This window comes from Pseudomonas sp. X10 (assembly GCF_054889225.1).
Genome location: NZ_CM142677.1, coordinates 5541151 through 5555261 on the forward strand (window position 1 = coordinate 5541151; position 14111 = coordinate 5555261).

At 62.4% G+C, this 14111-nt stretch carries 9 protein-coding genes; 5 read left to right on the plus strand and 4 right to left on the minus strand.

What is annotated here, in order from left to right; genetic code table 11:
* Positions 1-113: 113 nt before the first annotated feature.
* Positions 114-1604, minus strand: a complete 1491-nt coding sequence (gene amaB, locus ACYU03_RS25215) for an L-piperidine-6-carboxylate dehydrogenase (protein WP_461887314.1) — start codon at positions 1602-1604, stop codon at positions 114-116.
* Between the two features lie 134 nt (positions 1605-1738).
* Between amaB and ACYU03_RS25220 the strand changes: the two genes are divergently transcribed.
* Both ACYU03_RS25220 and hglS read left to right on the plus strand, forming a co-directional pair.
* The gene (locus ACYU03_RS25220; protein WP_461887315.1) at positions 1739-2629 is read left to right on the plus strand and encodes a LysR family transcriptional regulator; all 891 of its coding nucleotides are present in this window, start codon (positions 1739-1741) and stop codon (positions 2627-2629) included.
* 170 nt (positions 2630-2799) lie between these two features.
* Positions 2800-4194 carry a 2-oxoadipate dioxygenase/decarboxylase HglS gene (gene hglS, locus ACYU03_RS25225; protein ID WP_461887316.1) on the plus strand — a complete coding sequence of 465 codons (1395 nt, stop codon included), beginning with the start codon at positions 2800-2802 and terminating at the stop codon, positions 4192-4194.
* Between the two features lie 23 nt (positions 4195-4217).
* On the opposite strand, the gene ACYU03_RS25230 is transcribed toward hglS, so the two are convergent.
* A complete protein-coding gene (locus tag ACYU03_RS25230; RefSeq protein WP_461887317.1) occupies positions 4218-5147 on the minus strand; it encodes a LysR substrate-binding domain-containing protein in 930 nt (309 codons plus the stop codon).
* Positions 5148-5301: 154 nt separating this feature from the next.
* Between ACYU03_RS25230 and ACYU03_RS25235 the strand changes: the two genes are divergently transcribed.
* A complete protein-coding gene (locus tag ACYU03_RS25235) occupies positions 5302-6690 on the plus strand; it encodes a NorM family multidrug efflux MATE transporter (RefSeq protein WP_461887318.1) in 1389 nt (462 codons plus the stop codon).
* A 39-nt stretch (positions 6691-6729) separates the two neighbouring features.
* On the opposite strand, the gene ACYU03_RS25240 is transcribed toward ACYU03_RS25235, so the two are convergent.
* Positions 6730-8391, minus strand: coding sequence for a putative bifunctional diguanylate cyclase/phosphodiesterase (locus ACYU03_RS25240; RefSeq protein WP_461887319.1), 1662 nt, complete (start codon positions 8389-8391; stop codon positions 6730-6732).
* A 265-nt stretch (positions 8392-8656) separates the two neighbouring features.
* On the opposite strand from ACYU03_RS25240, the gene rep reads away from it, so the two are divergent.
* Both rep and xpt read left to right on the plus strand, forming a co-directional pair.
* A complete protein-coding gene (gene rep / locus ACYU03_RS25245) occupies positions 8657-10666 on the plus strand; it encodes a DNA helicase Rep (RefSeq protein WP_461887320.1) in 2010 nt (669 codons plus the stop codon).
* Between the two features lie 63 nt (positions 10667-10729).
* A complete protein-coding gene (xpt, locus tag ACYU03_RS25250) occupies positions 10730-11302 on the plus strand; it encodes a xanthine phosphoribosyltransferase (RefSeq protein ID WP_461887321.1) in 573 nt (190 codons plus the stop codon).
* A 110-nt stretch (positions 11303-11412) separates the two neighbouring features.
* Here the strand turns inward: xpt and ACYU03_RS25255 are convergent, their stop codons facing one another.
* Positions 11413-13275 carry an acetyl-CoA hydrolase/transferase C-terminal domain-containing protein gene (locus ACYU03_RS25255; RefSeq protein WP_461887322.1) on the minus strand — a complete coding sequence of 621 codons (1863 nt, stop codon included), beginning with the start codon at positions 13273-13275 and terminating at the stop codon, positions 11413-11415.
* Between the last annotated feature and the right edge of the window lie 836 nt (positions 13276-14111).

Consider the following 14111-nt stretch of genomic DNA (forward strand, 5'->3'; position numbering starts at 1 on the left):
CCCACAGGACATGCGCTCATCTGAGAAGCGTTGCAGAACCTGTGGAAGCGGCCTGGTGTCGCGAGGGGTCGCAAAGCGGCCCCAACAGCAGACACTCGGCAAGGTGGCCTCGATCAGTCGAACACGATCCCCTGCGCCAGCGGCAGCTCGCGCGAGTAGTTGACGGTGTTGGTCTGGCGGCGCATGTAGCCTTTCCAGGCATCGGAGCCAGACTCGCGGCCACCGCCAGTTTCCTTCTCGCCACCGAAGGCACCGCCGATTTCCGCACCGCTGGTACCGATGTTGACGTTGGCGATGCCACAGTCGCTACCCGAAGCGCTCTGGAAGCGCTCTGCCTCACGCAGGTCGGTGGTGAAGATGCACGAGGACAGGCCCTGCGGCACTTCGTTGTTCAGGCGCAGAGCCTCGTCGAAGTCGTCGTAGGCCAACACATAGAGGATCGGTGCGAAGGTCTCGTGGCGCACCACTTCGCTCTGGGCTGGCATCTCGACGATAGCCGGCGACACGTAGTAGGCGTTCGGGTACTCAGCCTGCAACTGGCGCTCGCCACCGAACACTTGGCCACCTTCGTCACGTGCCTTGGCCAGCGCGCCTTGCATGGCGTCGAACGACAGTTTGTCGATCAGCGGGCCGACCAGGTTGTCCTTGCGCGGGTCACCGATGCGTACCTTGCCGTAGGCAGCCTTGACCCGGGCGACCACTTCGTTCTTGACCGAACGGTGGACGATCAGACGGCGCAGGGTGGTGCAGCGCTGGCCTGCAGTGCCGACCGCGGAGAACAAAATGCCGCGCACGGCCAGGTCGAGGTCCGCGCTTGGGGCCAGGATCATGGCGTTGTTACCGCCCAGTTCGAGGATGCTGCGGCCAAAGCGGGCGGCAACGCGCGGGCCGACTTCACGGCCCATGCGGGTGCTGCCAGTGGCGCTGACCAGGGGGACGCGTGGATCGTCGACCAAGGCTTCGCCAGCTTCGCGGCCACCGATGACCAGCTGGCTCAGCCCTTCTGGCGCATCACCGAAGGCCTTCAGGGCTTTCTCGAACAGGGCCTGGCAGGCCAGCGCGGTCAGCGGGGTCTTCTCCGACGGTTTCCACACCACGGCGTTGCCGCAAACCAGCGCCAAAGCAGTGTTCCACGCCCACACCGCGACCGGGAAGTTGAAGGCGCTGATCACACCGACCACACCCAGCGGGTGCCAGGTCTCACGCATATGGTGACCCGGGCGCTCGGAGGCGATGGTCAGGCCGTACAACTGACGCGACAGGCCGACGGCGAAGTCGCAAATATCGATCATTTCCTGCACTTCGCCCAGACCTTCCTGGGTGATCTTGCCGGCCTCGATGGACACCAGTTCACCCAGGTCGGCCTTGTGTGCACGCAGCACTTCGCCGAACAGGCGCACCAACTCGCCACGGCGTGGCGCAGGAACGCTGCGCCAGGCTTCGAAGGCTTGCTGGGCCTGGTCGATGCGGGTGGTGACTTGTGCCTTGTCTTCCAGTTTCACCGAGGCAATCTGGCTGCCATCGATCGGGGTGTGTACAGGGTAGTCACCCTGGGTATAGACCGCAGCCGGTACACCGAGGCGCTCGAGCAATCCCGCAACCATGTTCTTCTCCTGCTTGGTGAATGGTTGAAATCGTGATGTGGATCAGTATTAATCCGATCACACTGGCGCAACAAACGACCTTTATTCCGCATATCATTCCGTCAGGTAATGACCCTTTTGCCCTAGAGACCGCTATGTCCAAACGCCTGGTGCCTTCGATGGCCGCCCTACAGTGCTTCGAGGCGGCCGCCCGCCACCTGAGCTTCACCCGCGCCGCCGAAGAGCTGCACCTGACGCAGAGCGCCGTGAGCAAGCAAGTGGCGCAGCTCGAAGAAATGCTTCGCCACCACCTGTTCCTGCGTATCCGCCGCCGCCTGCAGTTGACCCCGGCCGGCGCCCTGTACCTGGCCGAAGTCAACAAGATCCTCACCCAGGTCGACATGTCCAGCCGCTACATCCTCTCCTACGGCGAGCAGACCGAAGTATTGAAGGTAGCCACTCAACCGAGTTTTGGCGTGCGCTGGTTGATTCCCAACCTCAAGGGTTTCGGCAAGCGCCACCCGAACATCCATCTGGACATCCGCAACGAAATGGAGCCCTTCGCCCTGCTCCAGGCGACAGCCGATGTGGTGTTCTTCTTCGGCCAGGGCACCTGGCCCGGCGCAACTTGCATCGAGCTGTTCCGCGAAGAGGTGGTGCCGGTGTGCTCGCCGGACCTGCTACAAGGCCGCCCGCTGGCAGACGCCGGCGAAGTGGCCGAAATGGTGCTGCTACAAAGCACTTCGCGCCCCGAGGCTTGGCATGAATGGTTCCTCGAACAGGGCCTGCACTCGGCCAACAGTTACCATGGCCCGCGCTTCGACACCTTCTATATGTCGCTCAGCGCCGCCCAGGCCGGCTGTGGCGTGGCCCTGGTACCGCGCTATCTGGTGGCCAAGGAACTAGCCGAGGGCAGCCTGGTCACGCCCTGGAATCATGCAATGCGCAGCAATGGCGCGTATTACCTGGCGTTTGCCGAACATGCGGCTGAAGTGCCGAAAGTGCGGGCCCTGGTGGAATGGACAAAGGAACAGTTGGACAGCTGATTATCCCAGGACCGCGTTGCAGCCAATGGCGGCCCCGTAGGCGTAGGCTTGTCCGCAATTGAGCGTCAGGGTCGATCGAAAAAGGAATGATACATTCACTTTTTTTCGCTTGTGCAGCAAGTGCATTCCTCGCTTTCATGTAAAGGTCCCATTCACCCAGGAAGCTAGCGATGCCCGCTCAAGATTTCGTCAGCCCGGACAGCATCCGCGCGCAGTTCTCTGCCGCCATGTCGCTCATGTACAAACAGGAAGTGCCGTTGTACGGCACGCTGCTGGAGCTGGTGAGTGAAATCAACCAGCAGGTCCTGACCCAGCAGCCCGAGACCGCCCAGGCCCTGCGCTGGACCGGCGAGATCGAGCGCCTCGACCAGGAGCGCCACGGCGCCATCCGTGTCGGCACGGCAGAGGAGCTAGCGACCATCGCCCGCCTATTCGCGGTCATGGGCATGCAGCCGGTGGGCTATTACGACTTGAGCTCGGCCGGGGTGCCGGTGCACTCCACCGCGTTCCGCGCCGTGCACGAGCAGTCGCTGCACATCAGCCCCTTCCGTGTCTTCACCTCACTGCTGCGCCTGGAGCTGATCGACAACCCGCAACTGCGTGAACTGGCCCGCAGCATCCTGGCCAAACGGCAGATCTTCACCCCACGCGCCTTGGAGCTGATTGCCCAGTGCGAGCGTGACGGTGGCCTGAACGCTGCCGATGCCGAAACCTTCGTCAACGAAGCCCTGCACACCTTCCGCTGGCACCAGGACGCCACGGTGACCGCCGAGCAGTACCAGCAATTGCACGACCAGCACCGCCTGATCGCCGATGTGGTGGCCTTCAAGGGCCCGCACATCAACCACCTGACCCCACGCACCCTGGACATCGATGCGATTCAGGTCGGCATGCCGGCCAAAGGCATCCCGCCCAAGGCTGTGGTCGAAGGTCCGCCCACCCGCCGCCACCCGATCCTGCTGCGCCAGACCAGCTTCAAGGCCCTGCAGGAAAAGGTCGCCTTCAGCGACCAGCAAGGCGCCGTCGGCAGCCATACCGCCCGCTTCGGCGAGATCGAGCAACGTGGCGCGGCCCTGACACCCAAGGGCCGCCAGCTCTATGACCAGTTGCTCGATGCTACCCGTAACGCGCTAGGCGGTGTGCCGGCGGAGGCCAATGCCGAGCGCTACATGACGCTGCTCAAGGAGCACTTCGAGGCCTTCCCGGATGACCTGGCGCAGATGCGCGAACAAGGCCTGGCTTACTTTCGCTATTTCGCCACCGACAAAGGCCTTGCCGCCCGTGGGCAAGCTGACCGCCCCACCAGCCTGCAAGGTCTGATCGAGGCGGGTCATGTGCATTACGAGGCCCTGGTCTATGAAGACTTCCTGCCGGTCAGCGCCGCCGGGATCTTCCAGTCCAACCTGGGCGATGACGCGCATAGCGAATACGGCGCCAACGCCAACCGGGATGCCTTCGAAGAGGCGTTGGGGCTGAGGGTGCAGGATGAGCTGGCGCTGTATGCGCAGAGTGAGCAGCGTTCGTTGCAGGGCTGTGCCCAGGCATTGGACTTGGCGTCGCTGTAAGCCATGGGCCTAGGCCACATGTTTCAGGCATTGGCAGGCAATATCTCGACCTTTGGCAGGTCCATGGCGCCAGCCTCCTCTTGCAGGAACTCGCTCAACCGACGCAGGCGCTCGCCGCCGGGCCGGGTGCGGGGCCATACCAGGTAATAATCCAACCCGCTGGCTACGGCTGTCGGCCAGGGCAGACTGAGGCGGCCCTGGGCGACATCCTCGGCAACCATCAGCAAGTCGCCCATGGACACGCCATAGCCCCGCGCAGCAGCGATCATGCCCAGCTCCAAGGTATCGAAGACCTGGCCGCCCTTGAGCGAAACCTTGTCAGCCAGCCCCATGCGCGCCAACCAGCTGCGCCAGTCGCGCTTGTCCGGTGTCGGGTGCAGCAACTCGACGCCAGCCAGGCGACGTGCGTCCCAAGGGCCATCATCGAGCAACTCCGGCGCCCCGACCGGAATCAATAATTCGGAAAACAGCCGGCGTACCTCCCAGTCGGCGGGGAACACGCCGTCGCTCAACAACACCGCGCAATCGAAAGGCTCCTGGTTGAAATCCACATGGTCGACATCCATCCAGGCGCTGGTCAGTTGCACCTCGTTGCCTGGCTGCAAATGGCGGAAACGACTCAGGCGCGCCAACAGCCAGCGCATGGTCAGGGTCGAAGGGGCCTTCATGCGCAGGATGTCATCTTCGCCACGCAGGGTATTGCAGGCCCGCTCCAGCGCTGCGAAACCATCGCGCACACCCGGCAACAGCAGACGCGCCGCTTCGGTCATCTGCAGGTTGCGGCCGCTGCGCACGAAAAGACGGCAGGCGAAATGCTCTTCAAGGGTGCGGATATGCCGGCTGACCGCGCTCTGGGTAATCGACAACTCATCCCCGGCGCGGGTGAAGGAGCTGTGCCTGGCAGCCGCTTCGAATGCGCGCAAGGCATAAAGAGGAGGAAGTTGACGGGACATCTCGAACCTTCCAGACGGGGGTTTGAAGGAGGTGGGCAGAATCATACCTACATGAGTTTAAGTCATGGCAATGATCGCTTTTATCCTTTTGTGTATAGCTGAGCAAAGCCTCAGAATCCTCGGCTCATTCAGACTCAGGCAGAAGGATTGCCCCATGCACGTTGCGCCCACCACCGAACTCAAGGCTTTGCTGCGCCTGGCAGGGCCGCTGATCGCCTCGCAGTTGGCGCACATGCTGATGCTGCTGACCGACACCCTGATGATGGCCCGCATCAGCCCGCAAGCCTTGGCCGGGGGCGGCCTGGGCGCGGCCAGCTATTCCTTCGTATCGATCTTCTGCCTGGGCGTGATCGCAGCGGTAGGCACCTTGGTCGCCATCCGCCAAGGCGCCGGCGACACAGCGGGAGCCACCCGCCTGACCCAGGCCGGGCTGTGGCTGGCCTGGGGTCTGGCGCTGGCTGCCGGCCTGGTCTTGTGGAACATCCAGCCCGTCCTGCTGCTGTTTGGGCAAAGCCCGGAAAACGTCGAGTCTGCCGGTCAGTTCCTGTCGCTGCTGCCCTTCGCCCTGCCCGGCTACCTGAGCTTCATGGCCATGCGTGGCTTCACCAGCGCCCTGGGGCGCTCGACACCGGTGATGGTCATCAGCCTGGTCGGCACGGTATTCAACTATTTGTTCAACCATGCCTTGATCGAAGGTATGTTCGGCCTGCCCAAGCTGGGCCTGATGGGTATCGGCCTGGTGACTGCCCTGGTCTCGACCGCCATGGCCATCGCCCTGGCGCTGTACATCCGCTGGCACCCAGCCTACGCGGCCTATCCGATCCGCCGGGGCCTGGCGCGGCCATCCTGGGCGGCCCTGCGCGAGCTGTGGCGGCTCGGCCTGCCGATCGGCGGCACCTACATGGTGGAAGTCGGCCTGTTCGCCTTCGCCGCCCTGCTGATGGGCGTGCTCGGCAGCACGGAACTCGCGGCGCACCAAATCGCCCTGCAGATCGTCTCTACCGCGTTCATGGTGCCGACCGGCCTGTCCTATGCGGTAACCATGCGCGTAGGCCTGTACTACGGCGCAGGCAAGCTGCTGGCAGCCCGCAGCGCCGGACGGGTCGGGATCGGCTTCGGCGCCTTGGTGATGTTTGCCTTCGCGGCGCTGTTCTGGCTGTATCCGGAGGCCCTGGTGGGCCTGTTCCTCGACCATGACGACCCGGCATTCGCCAACATCATCCAACTGGCGGTGAACCTGTTGATGGTCGCGGCTTGGTTCGAACTGTTCGACGGTATGCAAACCATCGCCATGGGCTCGATCCGCGGCCTTAAGGACGCCAAGACGACCTTCCTGGTCGGCCTGGGCTGCTACTGGCTGATCGGCGCGCCCTGCGCATGGGTGTTCGCCTTCACCTTGGGTGGCGGCGCGGTGGGCGTCTGGTGGGGACTGGCGCTGGGCCTGGCCTGTGCGGCGGTCAGCCTGACCCTGGCGTTCGAATGGCGGATGCGTCGGATGCTGGGGCGGGCTGGCGTCGTGGGCAAGGCCGCGGTTTCGGCCTGAAGGGCCGCTACGCGGCCCATCGCCAGCTGACGCGGGCTCCTACCCGACCACTCGCTGTCCTGGCTCCGCCAGCAGATAGTCCATCAACTCATCGATCGGCAACGGCTGGCTGATCAGGTAACCCTGCACCTGGTCGCAACCAAAATCCCTGAGCAACGCCATCTGCTCTGGCGTCTCCACGCCCTCGGCAACGACTTCAAGGTTGAGGTTATGCGCCAGGTTGATCATCGCGTGCACCAGCTTGCGATTTTCCTCACGCAGCTCCATACCACCGACGAAGCTGCGGTCAACCTTGAGCAAGGTGATCGGCAGGCTGTTGAGGTGGACGAAAGAGGAAAATCCGGTCCCGAAGTCGTCCAGCGAGAAGCGCACACCCAACCGGCCCAAGGCCTCCATGGTTTGCTGGACCAGGTCGTTGCGGCGCATGACGGCGGTTTCGGTCAATTCGAATTCCAGCCAGCATGCATCGACGCCATGCTCGATGATCAACCGGCTCAAGGTCGCCAGCAGTTGGCTGTCCTGGAACTGGCGGAAGCTGAGGTTCACCGCCATGTGCAGCGGCATCAGGCCGCGCTCGCGCAGGGCCTGCATATCACGCAGGGCACGCGAGATGACCCAGTAGCCCAAGGGCACGATCAGGCCACTCTGCTCGGCCAAGGGCACGAATTCGCTCGGAGGCAGCAAGCCGCGCTCGGCATGGCGCCAACGCACCAGGGCCTCAAGACCAACGATACGGCCATCAGCCAGGCTCAAGCGGGGCTGGTAATGCAGCTCCAGCTCATCGCGGCGCAATGCCCGGCGCAGTTCGCTTTCCAAGTCTGCAAGGCTGCGGGCATTGTGGTTGATCCGCTCGTTGAAGACATGAAAGGTGCATCCCTGGGTCCCCTTGGCCTGCTGCATGGCGATGTGCGCATGCCACATCAAAGGGTCGGCGCCGCCCTCGGCACGGGCGTGGGCCACGCCGAGGCTGCAGCCGAGCAACAGGCTTTCGCCTTCGACCCAGTAAGGTTCGGCCATCGCCTCGACGATGCGTTCAGCCATCCACTCGGCGCGCTGTGCGTCGCGGCGAGTGTCGATCAGCAAGGCGAACTCGTCGCTGCCCAAGCGGGCGATCTGGTCGCCTGCCTCCAGTTGGCCCTTCAGGCGTCCGACCACCTGCAGGATCAGGCGGTCGCCAGCCTGGTGCCCCAGAGCGTCGTTGGCATGACGGAAGTTGTCCAGGTCCAGATGACCAAGAGCTACCCCTCGCCCGTCGTGCTCGGCCAGGCGCGCAGCCAGCAGGGTCTGGAAGCCCTGGCGGTTGGCGATGCCAGTCAGCGGGTCCTGCTCGGCCAAGCGCTGCAATGTGGCCTCCAGCACGCCGCGCTCACGCACATGGCGCAGACAGCGGCGCAGGATGTCGGGAGTAAGCTGCGCAAGGACCAGCCAGTCGCTGACGCCAGGCGGCGGCAATTCCGGCTCCTGCTCCAGCAACAGCACCATCGGCAGGTCACAGCGCCCCAGTGCTGGCTGCAACGCAGGCGTGGCCAGCACTACAGCCTGGCGATCAGCGCAGAACAAACTGTCGACCGCCTCCCAATTGGGAGCGGTCAGCAACACCGTATTGCCAACCAGTGGTTGCAGGCACTTACGCAGCACTGAGGCCCACTCCGGCTCATCGGCCAGCAAGAGCAAACGCAGAGGTTCGACGGGCGTGGACAAGCAGGCTCCTTAGGACGTGAAGACAGTCAAGATGAGGTTACTCAACGATCGCGGGGTATCCTAACCCATGACTGAAAATGATTTTCACTTGAACCCATGCCATTCCATTGCCCGCATCACGTCGGTTTGCGCCGTGCATCCTGCGCGAAAGTAATGGAACCGGCAAATCCGGATCACTGGCAGTTCACTGTCAGACGGTCGCGCCACAAAGGCCACATGCCTGCTAAAATGCGCGGCTATTTTCTGGCGACCCCCGGTTTCTAGCATGTCCCGACTCAATCCCCGGCAACAAGAAGCCGTGAACTATGTCGGCGGCCCTCTTTTGGTGCTCGCCGGTGCAGGTTCCGGCAAGACCAGCGTCATCACCCGCAAGATCGCCCACTTGATCCAGAACTGTGGTATCCGCGCCCAGTACATCGTGGCCATGACCTTCACCAACAAGGCCGCGCGGGAGATGAAGGAACGTGTCGGCACCCTGCTGCGTCCAGGCGAAGGGCGGGGCCTGACGGTGTGCACCTTCCACAACCTGGGCCTGAACATCATCCGCAAGGAGCACGAGCGGCTGGGTTACAAACCGGGCTTCTCGATCTTCGACGAGACCGATATCAAATCCTTGCTGTCCGACATCATGCAAAAGGAATACTCGGGTGACGACGGCGTCGACGAGATCAAGAACATGATCGGCGCCTGGAAGAACGACCTGATCCTGCCGGCCGAAGCCCTGGAAAAGGCCCGCAACCCGCGCGAGCAGACTGCGGCCATCGTCTACACCCACTACCAGCGCACGCTCAAGGCGTTCAACGCGGTGGACTTCGACGACCTGATCCTGCTGCCGGTGAAGCTGTTCGAGGAACATGCCGATATCCTCGCAAAGTGGCAGAACCGCGTGCGCTACTTGCTGGTGGACGAATATCAAGACACCAACGCCAGCCAGTACCTGCTGGTGAAGATGCTGATCGGCATGCGCAACCAGTTCACCGTGGTGGGCGACGATGACCAGTCGATCTATGCCTGGCGCGGCGCCCGCCCGGAAAACCTAATGCTGCTCAAGGAGGACTATCCCTCCCTGAAGGTGGTGATGCTGGAGCAAAACTACCGCTCTACCAGCCGCATCCTGCGTTGCGCCAACGTGCTGATCGCCAACAACCCGCACGCTTTCGAGAAGCAGTTGTGGAGTGAGATGGGCCACGGCGATGAGATCCGCGTGATCCGTTGCAAGAACGAGGAAGCCGAGGCCGAGCGGGTGGCCATGGAGATCCTCACCCTGCACCTGCGGACCAACCGCCCCTACAGCGATTTCGCCATCCTCTACCGCGGCAACTACCAGGCCAAGCTGATTGAGCTCAAGCTGCAGCACCATCAGGTGCCGTACCGCCTCTCTGGCGGCAACAGCTTTTTCGGCCGCCAGGAGGTCAAGGACTTGATGGCCTACCTGCGCCTGCTGGTGAACCCGGACGACGACAACGCCTACCTGCGAGTGATCAACGTGCCGCGCCGGGAGATCGGTTCGACCACCCTGGAGAAGCTCGGCAACTACGCCACCGAGCGTGGCGTATCGATGTACGCGGCCAGCGAGGAGCTGGGCCTTGGCGAGCACCTCGACGCCCGTTACACCGAGCGCCTACAGCGCTTCAAGCACTGGCTCGACGGGGTCCGCCACAAGGTCGCCCTGGAAGACCCGATCGCCGCGCTGCACGAGATGGTCCGCGACATCGACTACGAGAACTGGATCCGCACCAATACCGCCAGCGACAAGGCGGCGGAGTTCCGCATCAGCAACGTCTGGTTCCTCATCGATGCACTGAAGAACACCCTCGAGAAGGACGAAGAGGGTGACATGACCATCGAGGACGCCATCGGCAAGCTGGTGCTGCGCGACATGCTCGAGCGCCAGCAGGAAGAGGAAGAGAACGCCGAGGGCGTGCAGATGATGACCCTGCACGCCTCCAAGGGCCTGGAGTTTCCCTACGTGTTCATCATGGGCATGGAAGAAGAAATCCTTCCTCACCGCTCCAGCATCGAGGCCGATACCATCGAGGAAGAACGCCGCCTGGCCTACGTGGGCATCACCCGCGCACGCCAGACCCTGGCCTTTACCTTCGCCGCCAAGCGCAAGCAGTACGGCGAGATCATCGACTGCTCCCCCAGCCGTTTTCTCGACGAGCTGCCGGCAGACGACCTGGCCTGGGAAGGCCTGGATGATGCGCCGACAGAAGTGAAAGCCGCGCGCGGCAACAACGCACTGGCCGATATCCGCGCCATGCTCAAACGCTAGAACATCAACCTTTGTCGCGGCCTTGCGCCGTGGCCATTCTTGCTACATCGAGGAAATACCACAGTGGAAGCACTGCACCAGAAGATTCGCGAAGAAGGCATCGTGCTTTCCGATCAGGTTCTAAAAGTCGATGCGTTTCTCAACCACCAGATCGATCCGGCGCTGATGCAACTGATCGGCGACGAGTTCGCCCGTCTGTTCGCCGACTCCGGCGTGACCAAGATCGTCACCATCGAAGCGTCGGGCATCGCCCCGGCGGTGATGACCGGCCTGAAGCTCGGTGTGCCGGTGATCTTCGCCCGCAAACACCAATCGCTGACCCTGACGGAAAACCTGCTGACCGCCTCGGTGTACTCCTTCACCAAGCAGACCGAGAACACCGTGGCCATCTCGCCGCGTCACCTCAACAGCAGCGACCGCGTGCTGGTGATCGACGACTTCCTGGCCAACGGCAAGGCGTCCCAGGCGCTGATCTCGATCATCAAGCAGGCTGGCGCCACCGTGGCGGGCCTGGGCATCGTCATCGAGAAATCGTTCCAGGGCGGCCGTGCCGAGCTGGACAGCCAGGGCTACCGCGTCGAATCGCTGGCACGCGTGAAATCGCTGGCCGGTGGTGTGGTGACGTTCGTCGAGTGATCGCGACGCCCCGCCCGCTCCTATTGGTTTTAGCGGTGTATACCGTACCTATAGGAGCGGCGGTTCGGCGCCCCGACTCACGCGCTAAGGGCCAGCCCTGACAACACATCTCAACGGGTTGCCTGCAGACCTGCCAGCAGCAAACGCTGGTAGAGCTCCTCCTTCAACCCCTGCGGTTTCTCCAAGCCCATGCGCTCCAGTTGTGCCGGATACGCTTCGGGCTCAGGCGCGTCCAGCGCCGCCTTGCCCAGTTCCAGCACCTCGCTGAGCTTGAACTTGCTCTTGAGCCAGTTCAGCGCCCTCAGTAGGTCGCGCTCTTCAGGGGTGAAGTCACTGCCCAGGGGATATTCGGGAAACAGCTGCGCGTGGCGCTGCCGTATCGCTTCCAGGCGCTGTGGCGAGTTGTCGGTAAAACGCGCGTCGAGCTGGAAATCCTGTGGCAACTTCCCCGCGTCCTTGGCTTGCTCCATCAACGTCTTCTGAAACCGTGAATCACTGATAGCCAGCAACCGCGCAATCACTTCTCTGTCGGTCTGCCCGCGCAGGTCGGCGATGCCGTACTCGGTGACCACGATGTCGCGCAGGTGTCGGGGAATAGTGCAGTGGCCGTACTGCCAGAGCAGGTTCGAACTCACCTCGCCCCCTGCCTCGCGCCAGCTGCGCAACAGCAGGATCGAACGAGCGCCCTCCAGGGCGTGGCCCTGGGCAACGAAGTTGTATTGTCCGCCCACGCCGCTGAGGACTCGCCCGTCTTCCAACTGGTCGGCCACTCCGGCGCCCATCAGCGTCATGCTGAACACCGTGTTGATGAAGCGGGCATCGCGGCGTTGCCGGCGCTTGAGTGCCTCCTGCCCGTAGAGCTCGTTGATGAAGCTGATGGCGCTCATGGCAAACACGTTGCGCCGCGCAAGCGGCATCTCGCGCAAGCGCTGGTAGAAGGCCTGCGGGCCGAGGAAGAAGCCGCCATGCACCAGCACGCCGTGCTCATCCGCGGGCCGGCGCACCACATCGGCCTCGGCCAACGCCAGCAGGCCATTGACGAACATCTCGCTGCAACCGTACAGGCCCTGGGCAAACGGACTGACGCCCCCTTCCCGCTCGACCAGGGCCTGCCAGGGCCGCAGGTCAATGTCGTCGAGCAGCGCCTGATACGCCGGGTTATCGGCCTGCCGCGCCAGCAAGGCAGCGGTCACGGCATCGCCTATGGCACCGATGCCGATCTGCAGAGTGCCGCCGTCACGCACCAACGCGCTGGCGTGCAGGCCGATGAAATGATCCTGGGACGTGACTGGCATGTTCGGTGTCGAGAACAGCCGGCGTCTTTCCGGCGCGTTGATCAACAGGTCGAAGTCGGCCCGCTCGAGTTCCGCGTCACCCGGCATGTAGGGCAGCTCGGCATGCACCTGGCCAAGCAGGAGGATAGTTTCGCCGGCCGCGCGGCGGCGAGCGATCATCGGCAGCAGGTCGAGGGTGATGTCCGGGTTGCAGCTCAGGCTCAGGTGGTCAGGACGTTCAGGCGTATCGGCCACCAGTTGCGCAACCAGGTTCAAGCCCTTGGCATTGATGTCGCGCGCCGCATGGCTGTAGTTGCTGCTGACGTAGTCCTGCTGCGCCGTCTCGCTATGCAGCAGGCTGCCCGGCTGCATGAAGAACTGTTCGACGCGGATGTTGGCTGGCAGGCTGTCGCGGCGCAGGTCTGCCAAGTAATCGAGTTCTTCATAGTCCCCGAAGACCCGCTCGACAAAAGGCTCGAGAAAGCGCCGTTGCAAACCATCGCCCAGCGCCGGGCGGCCCAGACTCAATGCGGTGTAAAGGGTCAGGCGCCGGTCAGGCAGCTCACGCACCCGGGCATACAGCGCATTGACGAAGGCATTGGGCTTGCCCAGACCCAATGGCAGCCCCATGTGAATATGCGCTGGCAAGCGTGCCAACACCTGTTCTACCGCCTGTTCTATCGAACAGCTGTACGCCATCTCGGCCTCCTGTGACATCCGTGCATTCAGGTTTGGACCGAGCATGCCCGGCCTTTGCTGCACAGGCCAGCGGCAAACACGACAAAGCCCGCCAAGCGGCGTAGTGCTATTCACTTAAGCGGAGCAGCTTTACGGACCACCGGCTACCGGATTTTGGCAATCCTCATCGACCTTGGACGGTGATCCAGAACCCCTTGTTGAAAAGGTCGCGAGGTCGAGCAACTGCTGGTGAATGGATATAAGAAGTCTGACGCCAAGGGTCTGGCATCAGAATTTCTAGAACTAGCACTTGGGCTCAAGTACTTAAGCGGGCAGCATTACACACTTTTGTCGAGTCGTTCGAAGTTCAATCTTCCAGTCATACCACTACCAATTTTCCTCATACTTATGACCAATCAGCTTGGGGCGAGGAAGCCTTTTAGGTGCAAATCCAAGGCGAGCCCAGCGGACCTACCCATTCCGCCGGTCATATATGACAACATCTCCATCATCCGTTAACTTTAGGGAATTATTGTACCAATGTGATTTATCCAGCGTTTGCGTGCCTTCGTCTATCCAGATCCTGCTTCGCATAGGGTCGTAGAGAAAACCAGAGTTACTGACAACAAACTGAAGTGGCTCGCGCAACCGTTTTCTGTGTATGGCTGAACTATAAGTGCCGTCTGCCCTCCAGATGATACGCTGCCTGTCCTCAAGAACCAGTTGCCCATCACCTTGCAAGCGAAGATGGTAGCGACCATTTTGAGAGGGCAGATACTGACCTCCAACCATGGCCTGACTTGCTGGCAGCACAGCTGAGCCTACCTGACTGAAAACACCATATCGAAAAACCATAG

What these genes read in the sequence shown, in the direction of transcription:
- amaB (WP_461887314.1), bottom strand. Translation starts at nt 1,604, where the DNA reads ATGGTTGCGGGATTGCTCGAGCGCCTCGGTGTACCGGCTGCGGTCTAT.
- ACYU03_RS25220 (WP_461887315.1), top strand. Translation starts at nt 1,739, where the DNA reads ATGTCCAAACGCCTGGTGCCTTCGATGGCCGCCCTACAGTGCTTCGAG.
- hglS (WP_461887316.1), top strand. Translation starts at nt 2,800, where the DNA reads ATGCCCGCTCAAGATTTCGTCAGCCCGGACAGCATCCGCGCGCAGTTC.
- ACYU03_RS25230 (WP_461887317.1), bottom strand. Translation starts at nt 5,147, where the DNA reads ATGTCCCGTCAACTTCCTCCTCTTTATGCCTTGCGCGCATTCGAAGCG.
- ACYU03_RS25235 (WP_461887318.1), top strand. Translation starts at nt 5,302, where the DNA reads ATGCACGTTGCGCCCACCACCGAACTCAAGGCTTTGCTGCGCCTGGCA.
- rep (WP_461887320.1), top strand. Translation starts at nt 8,657, where the DNA reads ATGTCCCGACTCAATCCCCGGCAACAAGAAGCCGTGAACTATGTCGGC.
- ACYU03_RS25255 (WP_461887322.1), bottom strand. Translation starts at nt 13,275, where the DNA reads ATGGCGTACAGCTGTTCGATAGAACAGGCGGTAGAACAGGTGTTGGCA.